Annotated in this window: 23 protein-coding genes and 1 tRNA gene; 9 read left to right on the top strand and 15 right to left on the bottom strand. The window is 40.8% G+C overall.

Annotation, left to right across the window (positions count from 1 at the left end; genetic code table 11):
* Window positions 1-42: 42 nt before the first annotated feature.
* Window positions 43-133: transfer RNA gene (locus J8M00_RS25205), tRNA-Ser, on the bottom strand.
* 262 nt (window positions 134-395) lie between these two features.
* On the opposite strand from J8M00_RS25205, the gene J8M00_RS25200 reads away from it, so the two are divergent.
* The 5 genes from J8M00_RS25200 to J8M00_RS25180 are packed head-to-tail and all read left to right on the top strand — an operon-like array spanning window position 396 to window position 2427.
* On the top strand, window positions 396-1064 hold the full coding sequence (locus J8M00_RS25200) for a Bax inhibitor-1/YccA family protein (RefSeq protein WP_211013154.1): 669 nt from the start codon (window positions 396-398) through the stop codon (window positions 1062-1064).
* A gap of 54 nt (window positions 1065-1118) precedes the next feature.
* Window positions 1119-1472 (top strand): sulfurtransferase complex subunit TusD, encoded by a 354-nt coding sequence (tusD, locus tag J8M00_RS25195; RefSeq protein ID WP_211013153.1) that lies wholly within the window; start codon window positions 1119-1121, stop codon window positions 1470-1472.
* Window positions 1469-1828: a sulfurtransferase complex subunit TusC gene (gene tusC, locus J8M00_RS25190; protein ID WP_211013152.1), complete on the top strand. Its 360-nt coding sequence runs from the start codon at window positions 1469-1471 to the stop codon at window positions 1826-1828. The genes tusD and tusC overlap by 4 nt, the downstream gene beginning before the upstream one ends.
* On the top strand, window positions 1825-2094 hold the full coding sequence (locus J8M00_RS25185) for a tRNA 2-thiouridine-synthesizing protein (RefSeq protein ID WP_211013151.1): 270 nt from the start codon (window positions 1825-1827) through the stop codon (window positions 2092-2094). Before tusC ends, J8M00_RS25185 begins: the two co-directional genes overlap by 4 nt.
* A 3-nt stretch (window positions 2095-2097) precedes the next feature.
* A complete protein-coding gene (locus J8M00_RS25180) occupies window positions 2098-2427 on the top strand; it encodes a TusE/DsrC/DsvC family sulfur relay protein (protein WP_211013150.1) in 330 nt (109 codons plus the stop codon).
* A gap of 56 nt (window positions 2428-2483) precedes the next feature.
* On the opposite strand, the gene J8M00_RS25175 is transcribed toward J8M00_RS25180, so the two are convergent.
* The 7 genes from J8M00_RS25175 to J8M00_RS25145 form a co-directional block, all read right to left on the bottom strand.
* Window positions 2484-4184 carry a hypothetical protein gene (locus J8M00_RS25175; protein ID WP_211013149.1) on the bottom strand — a complete coding sequence of 567 codons (1701 nt, stop codon included), beginning with the start codon at window positions 4182-4184 and terminating at the stop codon, window positions 2484-2486.
* Window positions 4185-4581: 397 nt separating this feature from the next.
* Window positions 4582-4971 (bottom strand): hypothetical protein, encoded by a 390-nt coding sequence (locus tag J8M00_RS25170; RefSeq protein ID WP_211013148.1) that lies wholly within the window; start codon window positions 4969-4971, stop codon window positions 4582-4584.
* Between the two features lie 99 nt (window positions 4972-5070).
* Window positions 5071-7755, bottom strand: coding sequence for an ATP-binding protein (locus tag J8M00_RS25165; RefSeq protein WP_211013147.1), 2685 nt, complete (start codon window positions 7753-7755; stop codon window positions 5071-5073).
* A gap of 39 nt (window positions 7756-7794) precedes the next feature.
* The gene (locus tag J8M00_RS25160) at window positions 7795-10032 is read right to left on the bottom strand and encodes a TonB-dependent receptor (protein WP_211013146.1); all 2238 of its coding nucleotides are present in this window, start codon (window positions 10030-10032) and stop codon (window positions 7795-7797) included.
* 113 nt (window positions 10033-10145) lie between these two features.
* A complete protein-coding gene (locus J8M00_RS25155) occupies window positions 10146-12392 on the bottom strand; it encodes an NAD(P)-binding protein (RefSeq protein WP_211013145.1) in 2247 nt (748 codons plus the stop codon).
* A gap of 19 nt (window positions 12393-12411) precedes the next feature.
* Window positions 12412-13371 carry an acetoacetate decarboxylase gene (locus J8M00_RS25150; protein WP_211013144.1) on the bottom strand — a complete coding sequence of 320 codons (960 nt, stop codon included), beginning with the start codon at window positions 13369-13371 and terminating at the stop codon, window positions 12412-12414.
* A 23-nt stretch (window positions 13372-13394) separates the two neighbouring features.
* Window positions 13395-14006 carry a hypothetical protein gene (locus J8M00_RS25145; RefSeq protein ID WP_211013143.1) on the bottom strand — a complete coding sequence of 204 codons (612 nt, stop codon included), beginning with the start codon at window positions 14004-14006 and terminating at the stop codon, window positions 13395-13397.
* A 299-nt stretch (window positions 14007-14305) separates the two neighbouring features.
* On the opposite strand from J8M00_RS25145, the gene J8M00_RS25140 reads away from it, so the two are divergent.
* Window positions 14306-15142: a TIGR02285 family protein gene (locus tag J8M00_RS25140; RefSeq protein WP_211013142.1), complete on the top strand. Its 837-nt coding sequence runs from the start codon at window positions 14306-14308 to the stop codon at window positions 15140-15142.
* A 37-nt stretch (window positions 15143-15179) separates the two neighbouring features.
* Here the strand turns inward: J8M00_RS25140 and ttcA are convergent, their stop codons facing one another.
* The 7 genes from ttcA to seqA all read right to left on the bottom strand — a co-directional run bounded on the left by ttcA (window position 15180) and on the right by seqA (window position 23583).
* Window positions 15180-16073, bottom strand: a complete 894-nt coding sequence (ttcA, locus tag J8M00_RS25135; protein WP_211013141.1) for a tRNA 2-thiocytidine(32) synthetase TtcA — start codon at window positions 16071-16073, stop codon at window positions 15180-15182.
* 205 nt (window positions 16074-16278) lie between these two features.
* Window positions 16279-17838 (bottom strand): dihydrolipoyllysine-residue acetyltransferase, encoded by a 1560-nt coding sequence (locus tag J8M00_RS25130; protein WP_211013140.1) that lies wholly within the window; start codon window positions 17836-17838, stop codon window positions 16279-16281.
* Between the two features lie 9 nt (window positions 17839-17847).
* Entirely contained in the window at window positions 17848-18825 is a 978-nt protein-coding gene (locus J8M00_RS25125) for an alpha-ketoacid dehydrogenase subunit beta (RefSeq protein WP_211013139.1), read from the bottom strand.
* A complete protein-coding gene (locus J8M00_RS25120) occupies window positions 18825-20042 on the bottom strand; it encodes a thiamine pyrophosphate-dependent dehydrogenase E1 component subunit alpha (protein WP_211013138.1) in 1218 nt (405 codons plus the stop codon). The genes J8M00_RS25125 and J8M00_RS25120 overlap by 1 nt, the downstream gene beginning before the upstream one ends.
* Window positions 20043-20287: 245 nt before the next feature.
* A complete protein-coding gene (astE, locus tag J8M00_RS25115; protein WP_211013137.1) occupies window positions 20288-21319 on the bottom strand; it encodes a succinylglutamate desuccinylase in 1032 nt (343 codons plus the stop codon).
* Window positions 21320-21387: 68 nt separating this feature from the next.
* On the bottom strand, window positions 21388-23025 hold the full coding sequence (pgm, locus tag J8M00_RS25110) for a phosphoglucomutase (alpha-D-glucose-1,6-bisphosphate-dependent) (protein WP_211013136.1): 1638 nt from the start codon (window positions 23023-23025) through the stop codon (window positions 21388-21390).
* 9 nt (window positions 23026-23034) lie between these two features.
* Window positions 23035-23583, bottom strand: a complete 549-nt coding sequence (seqA, locus tag J8M00_RS25105; RefSeq protein ID WP_211013135.1) for a replication initiation negative regulator SeqA — start codon at window positions 23581-23583, stop codon at window positions 23035-23037.
* A gap of 125 nt (window positions 23584-23708) precedes the next feature.
* On the opposite strand from seqA, the gene J8M00_RS25100 reads away from it, so the two are divergent.
* The 3 genes from J8M00_RS25100 to ybfE all read left to right on the top strand — a co-directional run bounded on the left by J8M00_RS25100 (window position 23709) and on the right by ybfE (window position 25070).
* The gene (locus tag J8M00_RS25100) at window positions 23709-24482 is read left to right on the top strand and encodes an alpha/beta fold hydrolase (RefSeq protein WP_211013134.1); all 774 of its coding nucleotides are present in this window, start codon (window positions 23709-23711) and stop codon (window positions 24480-24482) included.
* An 88-nt stretch (window positions 24483-24570) separates the two neighbouring features.
* Window positions 24571-24792, top strand: coding sequence for a DUF2788 domain-containing protein (locus tag J8M00_RS25095; protein ID WP_023399386.1), 222 nt, complete (start codon window positions 24571-24573; stop codon window positions 24790-24792).
* Window positions 24792-25070 (top strand): LexA regulated protein, encoded by a 279-nt coding sequence (gene ybfE, locus J8M00_RS25090; protein ID WP_023399385.1) that lies wholly within the window; start codon window positions 24792-24794, stop codon window positions 25068-25070. The genes J8M00_RS25095 and ybfE overlap by 1 nt, the downstream gene beginning before the upstream one ends.
* The last annotated feature ends 5 nt before the right edge of the window (window positions 25071-25075 follow it).

The following is a 25075-nucleotide window of genomic DNA, read 5'->3' as shown; positions in this document are numbered from 1 at the left end:
AAACTTGCAAAATCATGTCTAAGACACAATTTATAAATTTAGTGGCGGAGAGATAGGGATTTGAACCCTAGATACGCTATTAACGTATGCCGGTTTTCAAGACCGGTGCTTTCAACCACTCAGCCATCTCTCCGCAGCGGGGCGAATAATAGGGAAACACTTTTAGAATGTGAAGCTTTTTTTTTGCTTTTTTGATTGTTTGGCTAATTTTCGGCTCGTTTGTAGACAAATCCATCTGATCTGGTGACTTTTTTATCAATCTCTTGTTATCTCTGAACTATTTGTCTCAAAATATGGTCTACTATTCGAGAAAGGTTTGCTCAAGCATGTAACTCTTGGTAATCTTTGATAAGTTTAATTATCGGAACATCGTGTTTCTTTTAAGGAGCTATAATATGGCGTTCAATCATTCGTACTCTACTGAAAAAGCAGTATTGTCAACGACTGAAACTAATAAAGTGCTTAAAAACACTTATTTTCTGTTAGCAATGACTTTGGCATTTAGTGCCGTTACTGCTGCAATATCAATGACAATGGCACTGCCACGTTTCACTGGCATGATCTGTTCACTTGTGGCTATGGGTCTGATTTTTGTTATTCACAAAAAAGCACACTCTCCATCTGCAATTGGTTTAGTGTTTCTTTTCACCGGTATCCTTGGTTTTGGCTTAGGTCCGATGCTTAACGCTTATTTAAGTTTACCAAATGGTGGGCTGTTGATCGCACAAGCTCTAGGCTCAACGGCTTTGATTTTCTTCGGTCTTTCAGCATATGCATTGACTACTAAGAAAGATTTCTCTTTTATGGGTGGTTTCTTAACTATCGGTATCTTAGTTACGGTAGGTGTGTCTATCGTAAATATCTTTATCGGTAGTCCAATGTTGTTCATTGCTATTAATGCGGTTTTTGTACTGCTTATGTCTGCAATGATCTTGTTCGAAACAAGTAGAATAGTAACTGGTGGCGAAACAAACTATGTAATTGCAACTGTTGGATTGTATGTTGCTATTTATAACTTGTTCACGTCATTGCTTATGCTTCTTGGCATGTCAAATGATGACTAATCTCGTCATTCTGATAAAATAAGCCCCACTAGGGGCTTTTTTTATGGGTTTTCTTTGAGCCAGTTTATTATTTCAGTACATTGTGGTCCTGAAGATCATGACTCTTTACAATGTATCGAGCGCTTCATAAGCGCTGCACTCCAACAAAAGCACACAATCAAGTGCGTTTTTTTATACCAAGAGGCTGTATTACACGCCAGCCAGCACTTTCATTTATCTAGTGATGAGTTGCAAGTCAACAATGTTTGGCAAAACGTCCACAATCTAGGTATTCCACTCAAGTTGTGTGTCACCGCAGCTGAAAAACGAGGGATCAATACCGCTGATACTGGGATATTTACAGTTGCTGGTCTCGCTGAGTTCGCAATGGAAACGTGTCAAAGTGACAAATGGGTGCAATTCAAATGACCAAAAAAATACTAGTAATTTGTGACGCTTCCCCCTTTGATAACCAAAGAATAAGAGACAGCTTGGATATGGCCTTAATTTTTGCAGCTGTCGATCAGGAAGTAAGCTGGCTGTTTAGAGGCCCCTCAGTACTGGCGCTTAAAAAAGACCAGCAGCCAACTAAGCTGGGTATTAAAGATTTTCTGAAACAGCTAAAGACGTTAGAAATTTACGATGTTGACCGCATTTTTGCATGCGAGTCTGCCTTAGCACAATTTGCATTGGCTCCCGAGCAAATGAGTATAGATATTGAAGTCTTAGACGTTAGCCAGCAAAAAGCGTTGATTGACACACAAGAGTACGTGGTAAAGTTATGAGTTCTACATTACACATTTTTTCAAAACCCAAAAGCTATTATACCGCTTTTGATATGAACCTTGTTGGTATACATGACAAAATTTTACTACAACAGGATGCGTGTTATGACCAATCACAGTTTGCTTCGAACAGCCCTGTGCAAATCTACATGCTTGAAACTTGTGCGATAGCTCGTGCAGTGACACCAATAGACTCAATACAGCAAGTCGATGATCTGAGCTGGGTTGATCTAATTGCCAATTGTGACAAATCAATAACGTGGTAAATTATGCTAGAAGTAGATAACAAAATAATTGAAACCGACAAAGAAGGCTATCTTTTAGACCACTCAGACTGGGATGAGAGCCTTGCTCCTATCATTGCATCTCAAGAAAATATTATTCTGACTGATGCACATTGGGAAGTCATCAAATTTGTGCGCAACTTTTATGAGGAGTACGGTACTAGTCCCGCAATCCGTATGCTAGTAAAAGCAATTGCGAAAAAGCTAGGTGAAGACAAAGGAAAAAGTATTTATTTATATAAGCTTTTTCCTAAAGGTCCCGCAAAGCAAGCAACTAAAATAGCTGGGCTGCCAAAACCTGCAAAGTGCATATAAAAAGAGAAGGTGTTACCTTCTCTTCTATTCTCTGTCCTAACAACTTCAAATCGATATCATTCATCAATTGGCCATGTAAATGGCACGTTTGGAATTGAGAGGCCTCGCGCCAATACTGATTCTGCAACGCTAAGCGATGGATCTGTTGGCGCCCATAAATCTGTGTTAAACGTTGATGAGGCATCTTCTGAGGCAATATCACCCAGCACCCCACTTGCGTCTATATCAAATACGAATGACCCTGATCCGTCATAACCACAGGAATTGGTTGGTGCATATTCAATGTTTGCTCGATGATCAGTACCTAAATACACATTAGTTGAAGAGTCAAATTCAAAGAATTGCCTTTGCGTAAATTCTTGTAAACTGTGACTATTACCTGGGCCAGCCCAATTACAAATAAAACCCTGAACCAAGCCACTAGTTTCATCAATATCAGTGCCATAGCCAAAATGCGCTTCTCCATTTTCCAGAGTTGCATCATTAAACCCAATGTTGAGAATGCGACTATGAGAATCATTGACGCCAGCTTGCCACACATAAGCATAATCACCAGCTAAACTAGTTAAGTTGAAATCTGCACCAAAGATTGCGAAGTTTTCACTCCACCCGTCGCTATTGTCAGTACTGTGATATTTGTTCTTTACATCCACTTGTTGGTCACTATTGAATGCACCTGCAATTGAGTGCCCACAGTTAACAGCTGACCTTGATTGCAATGACATTTGTTCGCCATTACGTTCATAGGCAAGTGATCCCACCAATGTCCGTGCATTTTGACTGCAATTACCACCGGGAAATTCAATACCAGCTACGCCAACCTCTCCTTCAACAGAAAAGTTTAATAACCCTGTATAGTTTGTCGCGCTACTCCCGGGTGTATGCATCATCGACATCATTATCTCATAGTCCGATCCTGATACCGTATAAGTCAAATCAATACTATATTGCCAAACCCCAGACGTAAGCTCTATGTTTGCCGAACTGAAAGTAATGTCAGCCAGTCCTTTCGAGTTCATTTGTGTGGTTAAATCAACTGAGCTTCCTTCGGATGGTAGCCCTGCACCATCATCTATCGCAGCAGACACCATACTCGCCAATGTCATTAGCGCCATACGTGAACGCTCTCTAACGGCCCGCAGTTGCGAATTTGTTTGCGCGACAGCACATGCATTACCATTTTTTGCACTTGCGAGCCAAAGTCCAAGATCTCCTGTTGGCAAAGTTCCTGAGCTAGTACTTGGGTCAGTAGCATCAGGGTGTCCCTGATAAGCAACTTGAGGACCAAAACAGTCTGCATTCACACTGTTTCTATAAAATGAGCCAATTCTAAATACATCTCTCAGTGGCGTTTCTCCACTTAATAATGCGTCAATTCTTCTCGTAGCCCAGAAATAAGTTGGCGATGCAGGCCCTCTTGCTTCATGTGCCCTATAAACATATTGCCGATCTTGCTCATCACTGCTATCAGAAAAAGGTGAGGCCACCGCCAGAGATTTGGGAAAATAGAGCCCTCTTTCACCCACTTCGTCAGTGTTGCTATCATCTGTTGTGTCATCCTGTGACGATGAATCATTATTCACATCACTATTTTGATTGTCACTACTTTGGCTCGAATTATTACTCTGATCACTCGATGTTTGTTCACTCGTACTATCCTGTTGCGATTCGCTATTTACCTGAACTGGACTATCACTCTCTGACGAAGAGCAACCAACAACCAAAGACGCCATAATTACTGGAATATAAGCTTTCATATTTGCATACCTTCTTTGTCTAACCCTGTACAAATAACTTATGCTAAAAAGTGCAACGGAACAAAGTTGACAGCATTAACACCTGTCATTAACTGTTCATAAAACACACACCTTTTAATGAGTTTCCGGCCACCATAATGAGAATAGTTATTCATTAAAATTGATTATTAATTTCAATCATTAGATAACATAAAGAATTACAAACACTTTCTTTAATGTAGAAATGTTAGCCTAAAACAACAGGCTTTATACAATTTCTTACATCAAATAGTGAACTTTTTCAGTGACTAGATGCTTTATACAGGTTGTTAAGCCTAGTTGGAGCGGATCCGACAGGCTTAACCTGATAGCTTTTTTGGAAGGGGTTTGACTTTTAAAACTGACGCAGTGGTACTACTTACTCAACCCTTTTCCAGATCTCATACTCAATAAACTTACCGTTTTCAACCAATTTGTGATGCCATAAATTATCTTTAACTTCGTACGTAAATGACATAGTGCGGCCAATCAAGCTATCAACATTTCCTAACGTCACCGTTTCAATAAACTTATTGCCTGTCACTTTATATGTCCCACCACCTGCATAGTGAAACTTATTATCGCTGCTGGTTATATAACTGAAGTGAGACTCATTGATTATTTTTGTGGAGGTTACTTGGGGAGCAGATGCCTTAACCCTGCCCGATTCAGTGGCGTATTCACCACTGACAAATTCCCAAGTTCCAACTAATGGGTTTGCAATTGCGATTGGGCTTACAAGCACACACATCAACGCTAAATACTTCATAATTATCACCTTAATCCATTGTAACTGTTTTTAAAGTAATTATAAAATTAGGAGACTGTGATGAACAAATGCTTATTTTTCAAGTTGTAGCGGCTTCAGTTATACAGCCTGTCCGCAATCAGACTCATCAATAACTTTATGTATAAGGTCAAATAAACGAGCGAGCACTTTCTCGACATCTTGCCAGTTTTCTTGCTTCAGTAATAAATCAATTTGTGACACTGTTTGATATATTTCATGGCAATCAAACATCGCAGATGTGCCCTTTAATGCATGAATGGAACGTGCTAGCCCTTCATAGTCCTTGTATTTGAGCTGATTCTGTAGCTGCACAAGCTGTTCGTGCAACCCGTCTATATACTGCATTTTAAGCTGCTTAAATTCTTCATCAGGTAGACTAAGCTCATCATCAACAATAATATTGAGATAATGAGAAATCTTCTTCGCAAATTGGGCCCTGTCTATGGGTTTTGCTAAATGATCTGTAAAGCCTAATTTTATATAGCGCTCAACTTCATGACTCATAGTATTTGCTGTGAGCGCAATGACAGGGGCTGTGCAACCTGTGGCTTGAATAAAGTTGAATGCTTGTTCGCCATCCATAACTGGCATTTGAATATCCATTAGAATTAAATCAAACTCGTTGTCTAAAACAGCTTGGACCGCCAACTGACCATTTTCTACTGCGGTAACATTCAAGCCCATTCTTTCTAATATACGAGTAATAAGTCGACAGTTATCACTGTGATCCTCTGCTAATAGCACCTCTCCTTTTAACTCTTCGGAATCTAGCTCATGATTGGACTGTACATAAACATCACCTTGATGATGGATATCTTCAAAGGAAGTTACCCATTTAGTGCGCTCTGTAGTAAACAGGCTCAACGACAATGTAAATGACGTACCTGAGCCAACTTCACTTTCAACCTCAATATCACCATCAAGTTTTTGTGCCAAACTTTTAGAGATATTTAGCCCAAGCCCAGTGCCTCCATATTTACGGGTTGTTGAGGAGTCAGCTTGATAGAACGCGCTAAACAATTCTTTTTGCTCTTCTGACGTCATACCAATTCCAGTGTCTTTAACACTGATGTAAAGCCGTTCATCTTTACAACTAACTTCAATTGAAATTTTTCCTACCGATGTAAACTTCAATGCATTCGAAGTTAAATTAAGTAATATTTGCCTTAATCTAGTCGGGTCAATCACAACATAATCGGGCAGAGGAAATTGATAATTGAGCTCAAATTCGAGCCCTTTATCACGTATTTGTTTACCGAGTAGAGATTCAACATGAGCTATTGATTGAAACAAGTTTGCTTCAATAAGCTCTACTTCAAGGCGATTAGCCTCAATCTTAGACATATCTAAAATGTCGTTTATCAGCCCCAGTACATGTCGTGAGTTTTGCAAAATTACAGTGATGGCATGATTTCTTTCGTGCGGCTTAATGTCGCCCAATATGATGCCATCGGCATAACCAATAATAGAGGTCATTGGTGTTCTAATTTCATGGCTCATATTTGCCAAGAATCGACTTTTAGCTTCACTGGCGTCACGCAATTCCGAAGCAAGCTGCTCCAACTCATAAGTGCGCTTAAGCACTTTCGCTTCTAGGTTTTTATTCAGCTCAATATTTTCTTCGCTGGTCAAGCGGACCTTATCCGCTACGGCAAATGCTAAAAACATTGCATCTAATGCGACACCAATGAGTCCGAGTAAATACAAATTGACAGCAATTGGTGGTAACAAGCCGAGATTGGTAAAATTGCCAATCATATTTGGCACTGCCATACATACATAGGCTAGGATGAAATATCTGGCAGGCTTAAACCCTTCTGAGATGCGCAAAATCCCGATATAAACGCCTAGGCACAATGCGACCCCCGTGGACATGGTCGCCCATAAAAAGCCAAAACCAGGGAACAGAATACTAAATGGTGTTCCTATAGCTGCGATAACACCAACCCAAATTGACGCAGAAGAAAGGTTTGGGTGTTTTTCTTTGAGTTTCAACAGACAATTATAAAACAACGCATTGCTAATTGGCGATAATGTAAAGCCAAGCCAATGTAAGTGAGCCGAATAAAAACCAAATAATTGGTCCGAAATATGAAAGAAATGACTCCATGCAAACACCATGGTCGCCGCAAAAATCGCATAATATAGGTGAGTTAAATCTTTTGAGCCGATGTAGATAAGTAAATTGTATAGACCCAATACGATACCAACGCTAAAGCATATCATCATGATTAAATTATCAATCACAACTTGCTCTTTAAAATCTTTAACAGGTACCAATTCTAGCTTAATCGGAGTATAGAAATAGTCGCTTTCGAACAAGGTGACGATGTAATAGTCTTGATTTGGCAACAGCTCGATAGTATTTCCGTAATGAAACGCAAATTCATTTTGTACCATGCCACCAGAGTAATAACGCTTTACATCGTTTTTAGAATAGATCCGAGTTTCTATATTGGATAATACTGTATTATACGGATAAAGTACGAGCTGCTCGTAGTTGGATATATTCTTTATTTTAGTGACAAGCCAATAGCGTCCTGAAAATAGTGCACGATCACGTTGCGCTTCAAGCCCACTAGCCCAGCTTGCTACATTTTCAAATGAATCGGGGAAACGAGTATCATCTTTTGCGGCAAGGACCAAGCCCCTGTCGTGCAAATTAACCCCCGTTTCTATGCCATCATAGACATACTGCTGAGCACTCACAGAGTACGATATCAACAAAACTATAAAACTAAGTATTAATCTAATTCGATACATTATCGGCCTGACAACCCATTAAGATGAGCTAACAATACTCTAAAAGTTATATGTAACATCGATACCAACTCTTTGCCCCTCTCCTTTAAAGTCTTCCAGCATTCCTAAAAATGAGCTTAAATCAAATTTTAAGTGGCTATATTCTTTATCAAACAAGTTCTTGCCCCAAAGACCAAATTGCCAGCTTTGATATTGATACGTAACATTTGCTCTCCACAGCGCGTAACTTGGTTGCATTGCGTAAGGATTTTGGTTTTGGTCAAAGTAATACTCAGATTGATAGTCTACACCAATCACCGTATTTAACTCTCCGCTATTTATAGGATATGAATACGCCAGTTCAGCACCAATATTCCACTCGGAGGTAAAGGGAAGACGGTTGTCCGTCAATTTATTACCTAATGGATCTGTAAATTCTTCAAAGTTTGCTTCTGGAATATAGCCAATTGCCAGACGTGTTGTTAAGTTATCAATAAATACATATTCGAGCTCTAACTCTGCTCCATAAATTGTTGACTCACCTACATTTTCTAGCAGCTGTAAAGGAGGCGCATTGGGAGTAGAAGACGCCTGGTTCATAAACACTTGCTGGTCTTTGTAGTCATAATAAAACATCGCACCAGAGAGGAAAAATAGTCCGTCTTCATTTAATTTAAAGCCAACTTCATGCGCTAGAGTCTCTTCAGGGCCATAATCAGCTAACCTTGCCTGTTCAGCAGACGAGAGCAAGCCTCCATTATATCCGCCGCTTTTAGTGCCATTAGCAAGTGAGTAATATATCAACAAGTTGTCTTTGGGTGTGTAATTCCATGCAAGCTTTCCAGATATCCCATCATCTTCAACTTCACCTTTAACCGTATAAAACGGAATAATATTGCCATCCAATTCACCAGGGGTAGTGATGAAATTTAATCTAGAAACAGAGTCATACTCTACGGATTCATCAGAAAATCGTGCACCTATAGTGAACATGTGCTTCTTATCGAGTCGCCATTCGTACTGAGAAAATAGCGCAAGTGACTTAGATATTATTTCATTGTCATAAAAAAATGTCGTCGTTAAGGTCGGTGCTAAGACACCTCTCAAATCTCGCAAAATATCATTGTGGTTATTTTGATAGATCCGCTCCTCAAGTTGGAATATGCCCAATGTCCAGTGGTTTTGGCCTAGCTGGCTTTGATATCTTAGCTCATTTGTAACCAGTTCACTTTTCAGCCCGAGCTCCCCTTCACATAAACGCGCTGGACTACCATCGCAATTAAACGCGTGGTCTCTGTCTAGTCGATTAAAGCCATTTAAATAGGTCAAGTAAGCGTCTTGCTGCACTTCCCACTGGAGCTCAAGTCCCCACCCTTTATATATACTTAGGTGCGGAGAATTGTTATTTACACTGACAGCCCAAAAATCTTCGCTGCCATCATTAAAACCAAAACTGTCAACACACCCTGCACTCCCCGCTTCTTTTGGTGAACACTTTATCGGATTTACAGGATTGGGGTCTTTGTATATACCGATATTTCCAACGGGTTGCACTATACCATCCCAATGCCCGTAATAACCTTTAATATATGCGCTCCAGTTATCCCATTCACCAAGGTAACTGACTCTGAGATCGCTTTGCGTTAGACCCGCTTCAGGGGAAGATTCTAACAAGTTGTAACTTGTGTATTCGTAATCCGTGTGATTAAAGGCAAATCGGACAGCGCTTTCGTCATTAATAGTCGCATTATAGGCACCTTGGGCTCTACGCCAATCATCTGTCCCTGCTCCGACTTTCACATAGCCATAATTGCCATCGTCAGGGCGTTTTGATCTTACCAGTAGCGCCCCTCCTGTACTATTTCGGCCAAACAAAGTACCTTGTGGCCCCTTTAGCACTTCCACTTGTTCAATATCAAACAAGTTTGCAATTTGATTGTTTGCAGAACCAACAGATAAACCGTCAACATACATAGCAACTGGCGAGGTATTTGCCGTGTTGTAGTCCAGTAGGCCAATGCCTCGGATATTGATTGCTGGTGGCGTACCTTCAGCTGCATTTTGGCTGATCTTCAGATTTGCTACATAATGACCAAGCTCTGTGGCATCTTTGATCCCTTGTTGTGTAATTCGCTCAGCACTGATAGTGGAGATCGAGACACTCACATCCTCGATATTTTGTTTACGTTTTTGGGCATATACCTCAATGACTTCCATTGAGTCATCGGTTGCATGTGTTGTATATGAACTTAAAAGTACAGGCATTAAAGATATTGATATGACAGAGAGTTTAAACATGTCCGTTCTCGTTAGTTTTTGCAGTATTCACCTTGCACTACTCAGTATAGCCCAAATGAAAAGACCTCCAATAAAATTGCAGGTCTTTTCTGTTACTTACCTCATATTATCTCTTAAGTACCATCTGGCTCAAAGCCATTTTCTCCGCTGATTTCGTTTGGTAGTCCACAAATTGCTCTAGAGGTTTGCATACCAGCCATCACCGCAGCTTCGACACACCCAGCATTGACTCCTGTTTTGATCCAATCACCTGTAATGAATAGGTTTTTAAATATTGTGCCATCAGTGGCTAAGCGAAAGTCACTGCTACCGGTGACTGACAACACATAGCGTTCACTTGGATCGACATTGACACGCCAATATTGTGAATCAAATCTTTGCTCAGTTGGCGCGCTTCCGGGGTCATAAACAACGTCCCAGATAAATTGACCAGTGGCATCATAAGCTGATGGCCACAAAGGCTTCATTTCTCTATTAAGCTTTTCCACTGCATTCGCTTTCACCTTAGCGGTTTGCTCTATTGGAAATGTGTGCTCACTTTCAGGTGGGTAATAATCGCATGTAAATGCACTACAAAAATATGCTATGTTGCATGGACCACTCGCGGGCCATTCTTCAACGGCCAATAAGTTTGACATAGCAGCCCAAGTATCAAATGGCTGTGAAAAAGCACTGAGTATTGGTCGCTCTTCACTTGGCGGTGTATAGTTAAACCCAAGCTGCTCGTCAGTTTTATTTAGCCACACTTGAAACGCTTGCGTTGCAACCGTTTTTACTTTTGTGCTTTGTTGTTCAAACCCGTAATCAAGTGACAATAATTCAGGGCAGAGATGCTCCAAAGAACCAACCGAAATACCAAATACGACTTTGTCGAAGTCACGCATACGTTTGAGTGTTTTTCTTGGCAAGGGTCTTTGATAGTGCTGCTCATATACACTTGGCCAGTCACTCCAAAACGACTCCAAATTAATGTTATTTGCGCGAATGAGCTCTGCCTGTTCATCGACAATTTGATCAAGGTTAGGTTTTGCCGGCCAGCATGGTAGGCCTTTGACATCAACAAAAGGTTGATACGCGCCATTTTTAAGCTCTACTTGCTCAATAATCGAAATTTCATCGACAACATAATTTCCGTTTTCATCTTGTCCTGGCTTGAGGTGTTCGACCTGATTAAAGAACTCAAATTTGACCCCCCGCTCGCTCAGCAATTCATAAATTGGTGAGAAAATGATGTCTCCCATGCCAGCTTGCATTTTCCACATTACACCGCCTTTATAGCAAAGCATAATTCGCAACATCGCCAAAGATGCGACACCGGCCTCAACATCACCTCGCTCAAAATCACCATCTACATAGCCAAAAACAAGGTCGTAAAAACCTCGAACCGGAGCAGATTCCACTGCATATTCTTTGTCAGCGCCATTTCGCGCCAACCAGTACTTAAAATCGTATTGATTAAGCACACCAAAGCCATTGGCATGTACTCTATCTCTGATCATCCCTACTGTCATTGCTATTGCCAAATCGGCACATATATACGCGCGTCGAACATTGGGGTTATCATCAATTAACTCAAGCGCCTCTGATCTCAGCCAGCGTTTTAACTTTCTAACAATATACCAAGTGACTAATCGGTCTTTGGAATTTGATAATTTTTTGTCTTTTGCTCTTAAACTCATTAAATCATGTAACTGAGATATAAGCAGTTTTGGTGTGGACAAAATGTCCTGAGCCTCATCAATGGCGCTGTCAAAGAATGATTTGACCTTGTCTTCCACACTGTCAAAAGCATCGGAAATTTCACCCGCCAAATGTTGTAGTAGACTTCTGTCACGCTGCTTACGCGTCTGTAGCTGAGTTTGCCGATTAGACGCCTCAATAGCTTCTTCCAGTTCATCAATCCATTTGTGCAGCCAAGCAACGACCAGTTCAATCAATTGCCAAAAATGTAAATCAAGTGTGCCATCGGCTGGGTTTCCATCAATTAGGGGGAAGTCAACTGGCCACGTTTCCCACTGATTATCAATATACTCTTGCAACACTACAAAGCTGTGGGGTTTAAGTGCTTGCTGCCAAGTATGGATAGGTACGGTCGATGGCCGATTCAGTTCATTGTAAACAGTCTCTATCGCACGAAACGAATTAACATAAGCACCAAACCAAACATGCAAGCCATGTTCTTCAATACGCTCACCTAATTGTGCGTTTCTGCCGCTAGCGCCTTTTCCACCTAAACGCCACCCAAGCTGATAAACTGTGATGTCATAAAGGTCTTGCCAGTTTTCTTTTTCGGTTAGATAAACCGCGGCCGTCATTGCAGATACGCCGCCCCCCAAAATAGCAATATGTTCTTTAGTCATTTTGTTCCCTTACTATGTATTATAGCTCTGCCGTGACGATCTCTTTTGCACCGTCTTGATCAAAGTCCATGCATAAAAAGTAAGGTAGCTTAGCGAATTGCTCACCCACCTTTATGCCAAACATTTCTTGTAAGGGGAAAGCGTCTACTTGGTTAAAAGTAACCTTATATTCATCTTTCAAAAAACCCAACTTGTGGACTTTTTTCACTGTGGATGGAGAGTGAACAACTGCACTATAAACGCTATTTTGAGCATAACCATCGGGAAACTGTTTAAATAATATTTGTGCGAGTTGTGGATTGGTAAAACCGGTGAACAGTTGTTTGAAAAAGTCTATGCTGACGCCCAAGTCATGCACACTACTGTGGATCAAATCAGCCACTTCTTTGCCAATCTCAATAGCTTCTTCAAACCATGTATCATCATCAGCAACACGATTGATTGACAGTAATTCATACCACGCCATTTTTTTGTTTGGCTCAAAAGGTTGAAATGTTTCTAGGCTCAATGAAAAATGATCGGCCCTATCTTGGCTACTTGGCATTTGGTACTTACACAAATACTTGTTGTACCCCCAAGTTTCACGGCCATTAACCAATGCATTGATATTGTTCACTGTAATAAATGCGGGGTACCAATACAAATGAGTCATTTTATTTTGTTGTTTATTGATCTGAGCAATAGGCAACCAAACGATAATATCCGTCTCTTGCATATAGCCATAATCACTAAACGGCGGTACTTTTGAGGCAATATTTTCAATATCTGTAAATGTTAAGAGGCAGTACGATGACAATGCCCTAAACGCGATGGTTTCACTTGGAACACTATTGAGCGTGGAGTCAACGTAACTTTGAATAGTTTCCAACTCCCCTTTAACAAAAAAGCCATACATCATTGCGTTAAGCATTCTGCATGGCGGTTTAGCAATTGGGTTACCAGGGAAGTGTCTATAAGGAATACGGGGCTGATCTGACATACATAACTCCTTTTCATTAAGTTTTACATAGTCAATTCTAGTCCACTTTTTATCCTTCGGTTGGCTAATTTCAACTTAATTGCTTCTTCAATACTGTACTGACACAACGCTGTAAAGTGCTGTAAAGCAGACGGATTAAATTGGGCAGACAATGAGTTCATAAAACCATGTTCATACCGCGTTCGATAGCATTGTATACCAGGCATTGCTGACAAGTGGTGAATCACAGGTTTAATATCAAAATGCTTTTCTTGGTAAGGGAAATAAATATCGACATCACATCTGGGATGAAGCTGCAAATAGTTTCTAATTTGACCTGGATAGAATGCGATAAGTTTAGTGGTACTTTTGATAGGCATTGCCGCAAGAGCACGCCAGCTAGCAACAGCACCTGCTGAAAAGCCAATAATCAGATCTGGCTGTTTGTCTGAGATAGCCTCAACCACTTTTTGAAAATATTTATCATGACCTACGGAGCCTATAAATTGCTTATAGGCGCTTTCTTCATCTCTATTCAAATGCCCTTGTCTAAACGGGTATGGAGAACATATTGAGGTATTTCCATCTAGCTCATTGACGAAGTTCTCTAAACATTTCGTTTGTCCAAATATGTCACTGACGATAAGCGTATTCATAGTTTTCTCTTATTATTGAAATTAACTTAACTCGCCAACCTTGTATTTTACCTTAAGTATGATTTGTAGAACACTCTTTAATACTCAACAACAAGACCAATCCTTGTATTAACTCATTGGCCACCGCTTTAACTTGCTTTAAGGCTGGTGTACGAATCTAAATGTAGCAAATACATATAATTTGTAAAACAAATTACAATTAATATACATCTATAATGACCAATTAATCTGTTTTGAATTGGCAATTCAAGGGAGTTTGTTGCTAAGCTTTATTAGTAACAACAACATGAGGGCTTGATGTGCGCAAAGCGTTGCTACTATTAATAATGTTGACCTGTGCAGCTGAAAGTAAAAGCATAGACTGGATTATCACTGACTTCCCGCCCTATTATATGATTAGTGATGCCAATGAAGGTACGGGCAGAGACGAGTTGATCATTGACTTACTTCATCAATATTTACCAGCATACAGTGACAATAAAGTATATTTTCCAGCCAGTCGTGCAATAAGAGCACTCAGCGATAAGCGACATACATTTTGTATGCTTTCTTTACATAAAACGCCACAGCGTCAAAAGTTCATTCAATTTAGTAATCATTACACCACTGTAGGCCTCTCCCCAACAATTGTCATGGCGAAAAAAACATTAGAGGCATTGGGCTATAAGGATTTAGAGCAAATCAAACTTAAAAAGTTTATCGAGCAACACAAGCTAGTACTTGGCGTGATGATGCAACGTTCATATGGAAAGCAACTAGATGCAATTATTAACTCAATGCCAAAAGGGCAAGTTGTTGTTCGACCCGGTCAGGATGCGTTGGAGAGTTTGACACACATGTTAAGCAAAGGTCGCGTAGACGCCGTCATAGGCTACCCAAGTGAACACTTTTATTTACACCAATTAACTGGTCAAAAAGAAATGGTTCAGTTGCTAATTGAAGATGTGCAACCCATTGCATATGGGTATGTTGGATGCACTAATAATGAGTCTGGAAAGCAGATAATTAATGAAATTGATCGGATATTAAACGACGTAGCGAAAAGTCAGGCATTTAAAGAGATCATGCTAAAGTGGCTGCCGAGTTACCTCAACATCAAGCTCAGTACGCTGATGAAAAACCCCAAAGCAGAATGACCCAGATGCTGAGTCTTTCTGTATCTGGGGGCACCGATTAGATATTCGTTACATCGATAAACAAGGACTCATCAATATTAGTAGATGATACTGTCGCTTCACTAAATTGATATTCATCGCGCTCAGCTTCTCTGTCAATGGGTAAGTTTTCGAAGTCAAACAAATTGGTATCTGCCAGTTGGCTTGGGCTTACGTTTTGAAGAGACTTGAAAATGCTGTCAACGCGTCCAGGTGTTTTTTTATCCCACTCGATAAGCATCGCCTTGATATTCTGTCTCTGTAAGTTTTCCTGAGAACCGCACAGATTACATGGAATGATTGGGAAATCTTTATGTTCCGCATACTTAATCAGGTCTTTTTCTCGGCAATAGGTTAAAGGCCTGATAACGACGTTTCTGCCATCGTCCGACCTTAATTTTGGCGGCATTGCTTTTAATCGAGAGCCGTGAAACATGTTTAAAAACATTGTCTCAACAATATCATCCATGTGATGGCCGAGCGCCAACTTTGTTGCCCCGATCTTTTCAGCAAATGAATACAAGGTACCACGGCGTAAACGAGAGCAAAGACCGCAGGTTGTCTTTCCTTCAGGTACCTTCTCGCGCACTACTGAGTAGGTATCTTTATCGACGATGTAATAAGGAATATCCAAGGTTTCGAAGTACTCCGGCAAAATATGCTCGGGAAAGCCTGGTTGCTTTTGATCCAAGTTTACGGCGATGACTTCAAATTTAATGGGCGCAGCTTTTTGCAAATTCAGCAAGATATCTAGCATGGCAAAAGAATCTTTACCACCACTAATACAAGCCATTACAACATCACCCTCTTCGATCATGTTATAATCTTTAATTGCGTTACCTACATTTCTGCGCAGTTTTTTCTGCAACTTATTAAATTCAAGTATTTCTTTTCTATCGTCTGTCTGATTCATTACGACTTCTCAAGCCCAAAACGGATGGCTTTTTAATTGCTACGGGTAAAAATTTTAAGGAGTGAATTATACGGGCTTTTACATAAGGTTGGAACATATCAATTTAGATAAACAAATGACATTTCTAAAAAGTGCTCTACTGGCATAAAAAAGCCTCAAAAATCAGAGTTTTTGAGGCTTGTAAAGGACCTTTACAATAACAATTCTAGCGCATAGCCATCATCATTTTCGCAGGCTCTTCCAAGTATGACTTCCATAAATTATTGAACCGAGCAATCGTGCCGCCATCAATAACACGGTGATCGCCAGACCAACTAACTTGCATAATAGAGCGTGATACTACGTTACCATTTGCATCAAACCTTGGTAAATGTTGCAGTTTACCGAGTGCTACAATTGCTACTTCTGGCTTGTTAATAATTGGCGTAGCAGTCGTACCACCGATAGCACCAATATTAGATATTGAAATCGTGCCACCTTTTAAGTCATCTGGAGATACACGCCCTTCTCTAGCCGCATCAGTAAGCTTCGTTACCGCCTCGGCAACATCGACTATCGACTTGTTTTGGCACCCTTTAATATTTGGTACCAACAAACCTAACTTACTGTCGACGGCCATACCAATGTTATGGTCATCAAAATAGGTAATTTCCGTGCAGTCATCATTCACTTGAGAGTTCAAAATTGGGAACTCTTTGATAGCCAATGATAATGCTTTGATAAAGAAAGGCATCATAGTCAACTTAATACCTTGCTTCGCATACTGCTCTTTTAAAGACAACCTCAGTGCGATTAAATCTGTTAAATCAATTTCGTCGCTGTAAGTAAAATGCGGAATCGTAGAAACAGATGCAACCATTTGCTTGGCCATCGCAGCTTTCATGCCTCGAATAGGCTCAACGCGTGTGCCACCAACACTTGGCGTCGCTACAGGCGCAACTGGACTTTTAGGCTCAGTTGTCGCTACAGCTGGCACAGCACCTTGTTTTAGGAATCTCTCAAGGTCTTCTTTATAGACACGACCATTCTTGCCACTGCCTGGAACCAATCGAATATCAATATCCATTTCACGGGCGCGGCGTCTAACCGCTGGAGAAGCGACCGCTTTACCATTGACGACTGGAGTCTGAACTGCAGGTGTTTCGACAGCTTGAGGTTTATGTATAGCAAGCTCAGCTTCTACTGATTTAGCAGGTGTTGATGTAGCACCAACAGAGTCCGCCAAACGAACTTGGAATAATGGGCTATGTACTTGAGCAATATCACCCTTTTGGTAGTAAAGCTTTTCAACAACGCCATCATACTTCGCAGGAATTTGGACGAGCGCTTTATCAGTCATCACATCGCAAACTGCTTGGTCTTCTTTGATTGACTCGCCTTCACTTACTAGCCACTCAACGATTTCACACTCAACTATCCCTTCACCAATATCTGGCAAGATAAAGTCTTCAAGGTGTTCACCCTGTGGGCTTACTGCCTGCTCACTCTCTTCAACGGCATTGTTCGTCACTTCTTGTGGCGCCTCACCTGCTACATTCATTGCAAATAGTGGCTCATGCACTTTTGCGATGTCGCCTTTTTCGTAATGTAGCTGTGTGATCACACCGTCATGGACCGCTGGAATTTGTACTAAGGCTTTGTCAGTCATAACATCACAGATTGGCTGATCTTCTTTAACTGTTTCGCCGACTGCCACTAACCACTCGACAACTTCACATTCAACAATGCCTTCGCCGATATCTGGTAAAATAAACTCTTTAGACATGACTTATCCTTAAAATTCCACTGACTTTTTAATTGCTTCAAACACTTTTAGTGCATCGGGCACATACTCTTTTTCAAGTGCTAAAGGATATGGCGTATCTAAACCACAAACACGCTCAATGGGTGATTCTAAGTGTAAGAAACACTCTTTTTGAATAGTCGCCGCAATTTCTGCACCGAAGCCATTTGTTATTGGAGCTTCGTGACTGACAACCAATCGGCCTGTCTTTGTAACTGACTTAATTAACGTTTCTGCGTCCCACGGTAAAATTGAGCGCAGATCGATGATTTCACAGCTAATTCCAGCTTCTTCTGCTTTAATGGCTGCCTGCTCAATGATTTCCATTTGTGCACCCCAAGCAAGTACAGTAATGTCAGAGCCCTCTTTAACCACTTCAGCCTTGCCGATTTCAATGCTGTAATCTTCTTCTGGTACTTCACCAACAGATGCGCGATACAAACGCTTCGGTTCAAAGAAGATCACCGGATTGTCATCTTTGATACATGCTCTCAATAAACCTTTAGCTTGATACGGGTTACGCGGTACAACTAATTTCAAGCCTGGTGTATGCGCAAAATATGCTTCAGGTGATTGTGAATGATATAAACCACCGGCAATGCCACCACCATAAGGGGTGCGAATTGTTAAATTGCCTACGTCGAACTCATTACCTGAACGGTAGCGGAATTTTGCTGATTCATTCACGATCTGGTCAAATGCCGGAAAGATATAGTCTGCAAATTGAATTTCAGCTAATGCTGGAGCGCCGAAAGCGGCAAGACCATTGGCAAACCCTAGAATACCTTGTTCAGTCAACGGTGTGTTAAACACACGGTGCTTGCCATATTTTTCTTGCAGTCCAGACGTTGCACGGAATACACCACCAAAGTAACCCACATCTTCCCCAAAAATACATGCTTGAGGGTGTTCTGCCATACTAATATCTAGCGCCGAATTAATGGCGTGTAACATATTCATTTTAGCCATTATTTAATTCTCCCTGCTGTCACTGGATAGGCATCTGGATATTGCTTGATATGCTCTTTGAGTTCTTCGTATTGTTTTTGTAATGCTGGAATTGGCGTGTCATAGACATCCGACACTAGCTCTTCAAGCGCTGGCTTTTGTACTTTTTCAGCTACTTTCAGCGCGGCTAGGATCTCTTCACGAATTTTATCTTTAATCGCTTCGTCTTCACTTTCATCTAACCAACCTTGCTTCAACAACCAAGATTTAAACCTCGCCACAGGACAGCTGTTTTTGAATTCAGCTTCTTCATCTTTTGTGCGGTAACCTGAAGGGTCATCAGATGTAGAGTGCGCGCCTAAACGATAAGCAATTGACTCAATTAATACAGGCTCGCCTGTCGAAACTGCAATTTCACGGGCTTTTTTAGTTGCTTCGTAAACAGCCAGTGTATCAGCACCGTCTACACGAATTGTTTTAATCCCGTAGCCTACACCACGAGCGGCAATGCCATCACCTTTAAACTGCTCGTCCGCAGGAGTCGAGATTGCGTAACCATTGTTACGCGCGAAGAATATTACCGGCGCTTTGTGGACAGCAGCCATATTCAAGCCTGCGTGGAAATCACCTTCAGAAGCAGCGCCTTCACCGAAATAGCAAATCGTTACGTTGTCGATTTCGGAGCTAAGTTCACCAGACTCCTTATCAATATGCTTAAGCTTTTGACCATAAGCATATCCCGTTGCCTGAGGGATTTGCGTGCCTAGAGGTGATGAGATAGTCAGGTAATTCAGTTCATTCGAGCCATAATGCACAGGCATTTGGCGGCCCTTACCCAAATCCTTTTCATTTGAGAAAAGCTGGTTCATAAACTGTTCTAGTGTAAAACCTCTGTAGTGGAGGGCTGCTTGCTCACGGTACTGAGCCATGATCATATCATCTTGTTTTAACGCAGCAGCACTGGCTGTAATTGCCGCCTCTTCGCCTAAACACTGCATGTAGAAGCTAATCCGGCCTTGGCGCTGAGCAGCCTGCATACGTTCATCCAACAAACGGATAAATCTCATCGTGCTATATATTTTAAGTGCAGTTTCTTTATCTAATTCAGGCTTGGTTGCGCCATCCAAGATATCTCCCTGCTCACTTAAAATTTTCAATGTTGGGATGTTAAGCGCATGACCATCGATAAACTCGAGTGCATGGCTTATATTTAACGATATGTTATTGGGGTTAGTCATAACCTACCTTCTCTTGTTGTCATCGCCAATTTGCAATACTTGCAGCCAATAGCATTGACATAAAGCCCGCGGATTGATTTTTGAATAATTAGTGCGGTAAATGCAAATTACTTAAATTAAAGCTTTTGCCACTTTACGTTAACGTAAACGGTTATTCAACTAATCCTAGATGAATAACCGATAATTTGCATTTTTATTCTGGAAAGATTTCGATACGGTTACAAAAAAACTTTTATTTCAGTGGGTTAAACAAAGTTTTCGTTCACTTTCATAGGGATTACGGTTAATAATGCACGCTGCCCTAACGCCACTTTAGCATTTGGGAAGATAATTGCTTCGCCTTCTACCTCTGCAAATATCTCAGTATTTCCATCAGTTGCAAGCAGTTCACCCTTTGCAAATCCAGTGAAGTTGACCGCAGAATCAGGGAAAGGGAATGAAAAATCTTCACATGTCCGATTAATCGTTCGGTGAACAGTAAACAGCTCAAAATCTTTTGCATCAAAATCTTTATATTTGACGTCTTTTTGGCTAATTAATGCACTAAGCGTTTGCTTTGTTGCTTCAAAACTCGCCATATTATTTTGCCCAAACGGTTTTACTTGCCCGAGCTCCACTGTGAACGCGTCAGCTTCAAATTGCTTTGACGAAAAGTAGCTGAATGTTGTGGCTGCCGAGCTCATCATCAACACAGTATTGACACCACAAGACAATAAGAACTGCAATTGTGACTTTTTCCAAGGCTTGCCATGTAAGAAAGGATAAACTGCAAACTTTTCATTTTTTGAGCCACGGATCGCTGTATGCAAATCATAATGGGCACGATAACGACCAGCTTCAACACTGGTGAAAAATTCTCGTACATACTTTTCTAGGTTCGCCGCACGGACTTGTTCAGGGTTATCACACTTGTTTTCATGCGCACCGTTAAATAAACGGTTTAAATTTTCATCGACAAAACGTTTACCAATATTAATTGACTTTGGATTACCGTAAATAAAGAGAACTCGCTGCTTTAATTCAAGCTCACCGAGGATAATTTGCTTAATCAACTCGTCGCAAATTTCGATTGGTGCTGTTTCATTTCCGTGGACTGCACTTGAAAACACAAAATCTTTCTGTGTTTCACATTGAGGCGTAAATTGGATAACACCGGTGTCTAATACTTTAACCTCAGTACCGTTTTCCAATGTAAATTGGCTTGGTGCTAATTCAAACTCATTTTCACGAGTTATGGTTAAAAAGTCCCCTGTTGCTTTTAATGTATCAAGGTACATACTGTCACCTTATGAGAGAAGTGAAAAAAGAAAAAGGCCATCTAAAATGGCCTTTAATAATTGGATAATTAGCTAATCACGCTATCGACTAGTGCTTTCGCAGCACTTTCAAGTTCAGCTAAATGCGTTTCACCTTTGAATGATTCAAGGTAAATTTTATAGATGTCTTCCGTACCAGAAGGTCTGGCTGCAAACCAACCTGATTCTGTTACCACTTTTAACCCACCTATCGCTGCGCCGTTGCCAGGTGCATGGGTGAGAATGTCTGTAATTTTGTCGCCAGCGAGTGTATCAGCTTTTACATCATCTACACTGAGTGCTTTTAATCTGGCTTTTTGCCCATCGTTTGCTGGCGCATCGATTCGCTTGTAACTTGGTGAACCAAACGCTTGCTCTAATTCTTTGTATCGATCAGAGGGTGTCTTACCTGTAACCGCTAAAATTTCAGCTGCTAAAAGCCCCAAAATAAAGCCATCTTTGTCGGTATTCCAAACATCGCCATCCTTTCGTAAAAATGAAGCCCCAGCACTTTCTTCACCGCCAAACGCAAGCCACTTTTCGCTAAGTCCATCAACAAACCACTTAAAACCAACTGGTACTTCGTACACTTCATTACCATGGCTTTGTACAACCTTGTCAATCATACCGCTCGAAACCAAAGTTTTGCCCACTTTAATATCGTCAGCCCAATCACGATTTTGTAGCAAATAATCAATTGCCACAGCTAAAAAGTGATTAGGATTCATCAAACCATCTTTGGTAACAATACCGTGGCGGTCATAGTCTGGGTCATTGCCAATGCCAATATCATAATCATCTTTTAGCGCAATTAAGTTAGCCATGGCAAAAGGTGAAGAGCAATCCATTCTTATTTTGCCATCTTTATCCAATGGCATAAACGCAAACCTAGGGTCAACTTCGTCATTCACAATGGTCATATTTAAGCCATATCGCTTAGCAATCACCGGCCAAAAATTAATCCCAGAACCACCTAGTGGGTCTATGCCAATACTAACGTTTGCTTTTGATATGGCATCAAAATCTATGACATTCGCTAAATCTTCAACGTAAGGCGAGAGCAAATCTTCATATTTGATAAAACCAGAGCGCTTTGCTTTTGCATAAGGAAATAACTGAACCTCGACTAAATCTTCACGCAGCAACTGATTCGCACGTTGTTCAATCCAGTTTGTGACATCGGTATCAGCCGGTCCTCCATTTGGAGGGTTATACTTAAAACCACCGTCTTCTGGCGGATTATGCGAAGGAGTTACTACGATGCCATCCGCCAACTCATGGGGATGGGTGCGATTGTGGCAAACAATAGCATGGCTTACTACCGGCGTTGGCGTGAAATCATCATTTTCTTGAGTAATAACCTGTACTTCATTAGCAACAAGCACTTCAATCGCTGAGTTGAAAGCGGCTTCAGAAAGTGCATGTGTATCTTTACCAAGAAAAAGCGGACCGAATATATTATTGGCCTTTCGATAATCACAAATAGCTTGAGTAATCGCTAAAATATGTGACTCGTTAAATTTCACGTTGTACGAACACCCGCGGTGACCTGACGTGCCAAATGCAACACATTGTTCCGGGTTAGATTCAAGATCTGGCTCATTTAAATAATAAGCTGAAACCAGCTTTGGTATGTTAGCGAGCTGTGACTTAGGAGCTTTTTTGCCTGCGTTTGGATGGTTTGCCATCACATTTCCTTATAGGTAGTCTCGAACGGTTTCTGCTTGCTGCTGAGTGTAGCCTAAAATTAGCGCAACTTCGTGCAGCATCATTTTCTTACGCGTGGTGTTTGAATTGGTCATGACCCAATATTCACTTTCAGTGATATTTTTAGGGTTCATACTGCTCCCGCTTTCAAGCAACGCCTCTTTACTTGTTGCGAAGTAAATTCTGTCTCGCCCTTTAATTTCAAGAACCTTATTAAACTGGGCTTTATGAGTACGGTGAAATGCAGCCAAAATAAATAAAAAGCGCCCTACTACACCTTTTTGCATAGCGAGTTCTTCTTTATTTAGAATGTTAAATACGTTTGCAGACTCTCGTACTGGTTCTATTTTCTCTTCTACCTTGTTCTCAATTTGAACAGGTTCTGCTTCTTTTACTTCGGTTTGAATGATTCCCGAATTGCCTTGAGTTGGCTCTAATTCTAATAAACGACGCAGGATCTGTGAGGCGCTCTCACCAATACTCTGCGTATTGCTTGCAATGTATTGATATAGCTCGTCATCTATTTCTATTGTTTTCATGCTTGTCCTGTCATTTTATACATCTACCGCATCTGGGGGGATTATATCTAAATTTTTCTTCTTCCTCTACGGCTTTGATTTTTGAATTAAGACTGGCAAAATAGCCGCGCAAACTTGGAGGTAGTATGTTACTTAATTTTAAACAAAGTGGATTGGACCAAAATAACGCCAAAACTGTGATCTTGATCCACGGCTTATTTGGCTCCCTTGAAAACCTAAATGTGATTGCTAGAGCATTGGAGTCAAATTTCAATGTCATAAATGTAGATCTTCGTAATCACGGTCGATCGTTCAAAAGCGATGACATGAATTATCAAGTTATGGCAGAGGACATACTCTCTCTGATAAACCACTTTGGGCTGAATAAGGCGACTCTAGTTGGCCATTCTATGGGTGGTAAAGTAGCGATGCAAGTAGCTATGCTTGACGAGCAAAAAGTAGAAAAGCTGGTCGTTTTGGATATCGCGCCAGTAAAATACCATTCAAGACATGACACTATTATTCGCGCTCTTAACCAAGTCAGCCAGCAAACACCAACGAGTCGAAGCGAAGCAGACAAAGTGATGTCTGAGTATATTGAAGAGCTTGGTGTAAGACAGTTTTTGTTGAAAAGCTTAGCTAAAAACGAACAGGGTGCGCTTGAATGGCGTTTTAACTTACCGATAATTGAACAAAATTATTCCCAGATTATCGAGAACATAGATACACCTCGTACCTGTTTGTGTGATACGCTGTTTATTAAAGGAAACAACTCCGACTATATTTTGCCAGAACATAAAGGTGCAATTGTCAGTGCTTTTGCAAAAGCACGAGCAAAAATCATCCAAGGAGCTGGTCATTGGCTGCATGCTGAAAAGCCCGAGGCTGTCAATCGTTCTATTATTGATTTTATTCAATAATTGTCGGATTTTTTTATACGGCGAAACTTAATTTATTGTCGTTAGATATGCTATAGTAGCCGCCGTTTAAGGTTTTAGTAGTGCAAAGATGATCAGTCAATACATAAATGAGTTTGAAACTCTTGGTTTTTACTTTGCTCTCGCATGTATATTCTTTCTTATTGGAATGGCCATTCAGGACGTTTTAAAGAAAGGTGACGTGCCTAAATTTGGTCGATACATCGTTTGGCTGGTGTTGTTTTTAGGTTGTTCAGGTTTCATAGCCAAAGGAGTTATCCAAGTGTTTTGGCAAGGTGCGGGTGTTGGTTAATGGCCAAGTCTGAATTAGATAGAACAACTATCGACTTATTTGAGAATGAAAAACGCCCAGGTCGGCCAAAAACAAATCCCTTACCTAGGGAAATGCAGCTCAAGATCAATAAGCGTAATCAAATTAAAAGAGATAGAGCAAGAGGGTTAAAGCGCGTAGAGTTCAAAGTTTCTTCAGAACTCTACCAAGCACTGAGTGATATGGCTGAAGAACAAAATATCAGTCGTAGTGCGCTCATAGAAACCATCTTGCAAGAGAAATTAGCGATTAATAGATAAAGGTA

The sequence above is a fragment of the Pseudoalteromonas luteoviolacea genome (assembly GCF_018100925.1).
GTDB lineage: Bacteria > Pseudomonadota > Gammaproteobacteria > Enterobacterales > Alteromonadaceae > Pseudoalteromonas > Pseudoalteromonas obscura.
This window is presented reverse-complemented; position numbering and strand designations above follow the sequence as displayed.

What these genes read in the sequence shown, in the direction of transcription:
- J8M00_RS25200 (WP_211013154.1), top strand. Translation starts at nt 396, where the DNA reads ATGGCGTTCAATCATTCGTACTCTACTGAAAAAGCAGTATTGTCAACG.
- tusC (WP_211013152.1), top strand. Translation starts at nt 1,469, where the DNA reads ATGACCAAAAAAATACTAGTAATTTGTGACGCTTCCCCCTTTGATAAC.
- J8M00_RS25185 (WP_211013151.1), top strand. Translation starts at nt 1,825, where the DNA reads ATGAGTTCTACATTACACATTTTTTCAAAACCCAAAAGCTATTATACC.
- J8M00_RS25180 (WP_211013150.1), top strand. Translation starts at nt 2,098, where the DNA reads ATGCTAGAAGTAGATAACAAAATAATTGAAACCGACAAAGAAGGCTAT.
- J8M00_RS25175 (WP_211013149.1), bottom strand. Translation starts at nt 4,184, where the DNA reads ATGAAAGCTTATATTCCAGTAATTATGGCGTCTTTGGTTGTTGGTTGC.
- J8M00_RS25170 (WP_211013148.1), bottom strand. Translation starts at nt 4,971, where the DNA reads ATGAAGTATTTAGCGTTGATGTGTGTGCTTGTAAGCCCAATCGCAATT.
- J8M00_RS25165 (WP_211013147.1), bottom strand. Translation starts at nt 7,755, where the DNA reads ATGTATCGAATTAGATTAATACTTAGTTTTATAGTTTTGTTGATATCG.
- J8M00_RS25160 (WP_211013146.1), bottom strand. Translation starts at nt 10,032, where the DNA reads ATGTTTAAACTCTCTGTCATATCAATATCTTTAATGCCTGTACTTTTA.
- J8M00_RS25155 (WP_211013145.1), bottom strand. Translation starts at nt 12,392, where the DNA reads ATGACTAAAGAACATATTGCTATTTTGGGGGGCGGCGTATCTGCAATG.
- J8M00_RS25150 (WP_211013144.1), bottom strand. Translation starts at nt 13,371, where the DNA reads ATGTCAGATCAGCCCCGTATTCCTTATAGACACTTCCCTGGTAACCCA.
- J8M00_RS25145 (WP_211013143.1), bottom strand. Translation starts at nt 14,006, where the DNA reads ATGAATACGCTTATCGTCAGTGACATATTTGGACAAACGAAATGTTTA.
- ttcA (WP_211013141.1), bottom strand. Translation starts at nt 16,073, where the DNA reads ATGAATCAGACAGACGATAGAAAAGAAATACTTGAATTTAATAAGTTG.
- J8M00_RS25130 (WP_211013140.1), bottom strand. Translation starts at nt 17,838, where the DNA reads ATGTCTAAAGAGTTTATTTTACCAGATATCGGCGAAGGCATTGTTGAA.
- J8M00_RS25125 (WP_211013139.1), bottom strand. Translation starts at nt 18,825, where the DNA reads ATGGCTAAAATGAATATGTTACACGCCATTAATTCGGCGCTAGATATT.
- J8M00_RS25120 (WP_211013138.1), bottom strand. Translation starts at nt 20,042, where the DNA reads ATGACTAACCCCAATAACATATCGTTAAATATAAGCCATGCACTCGAG.
- astE (WP_211013137.1), bottom strand. Translation starts at nt 21,319, where the DNA reads ATGTACCTTGATACATTAAAAGCAACAGGGGACTTTTTAACCATAACT.
- pgm (WP_211013136.1), bottom strand. Translation starts at nt 23,025, where the DNA reads ATGGCAAACCATCCAAACGCAGGCAAAAAAGCTCCTAAGTCACAGCTC.
- seqA (WP_211013135.1), bottom strand. Translation starts at nt 23,583, where the DNA reads ATGAAAACAATAGAAATAGATGACGAGCTATATCAATACATTGCAAGC.
- J8M00_RS25100 (WP_211013134.1), top strand. Translation starts at nt 23,709, where the DNA reads ATGTTACTTAATTTTAAACAAAGTGGATTGGACCAAAATAACGCCAAA.
- J8M00_RS25095 (WP_023399386.1), top strand. Translation starts at nt 24,571, where the DNA reads ATGATCAGTCAATACATAAATGAGTTTGAAACTCTTGGTTTTTACTTT.
- ybfE (WP_023399385.1), top strand. Translation starts at nt 24,792, where the DNA reads ATGGCCAAGTCTGAATTAGATAGAACAACTATCGACTTATTTGAGAAT.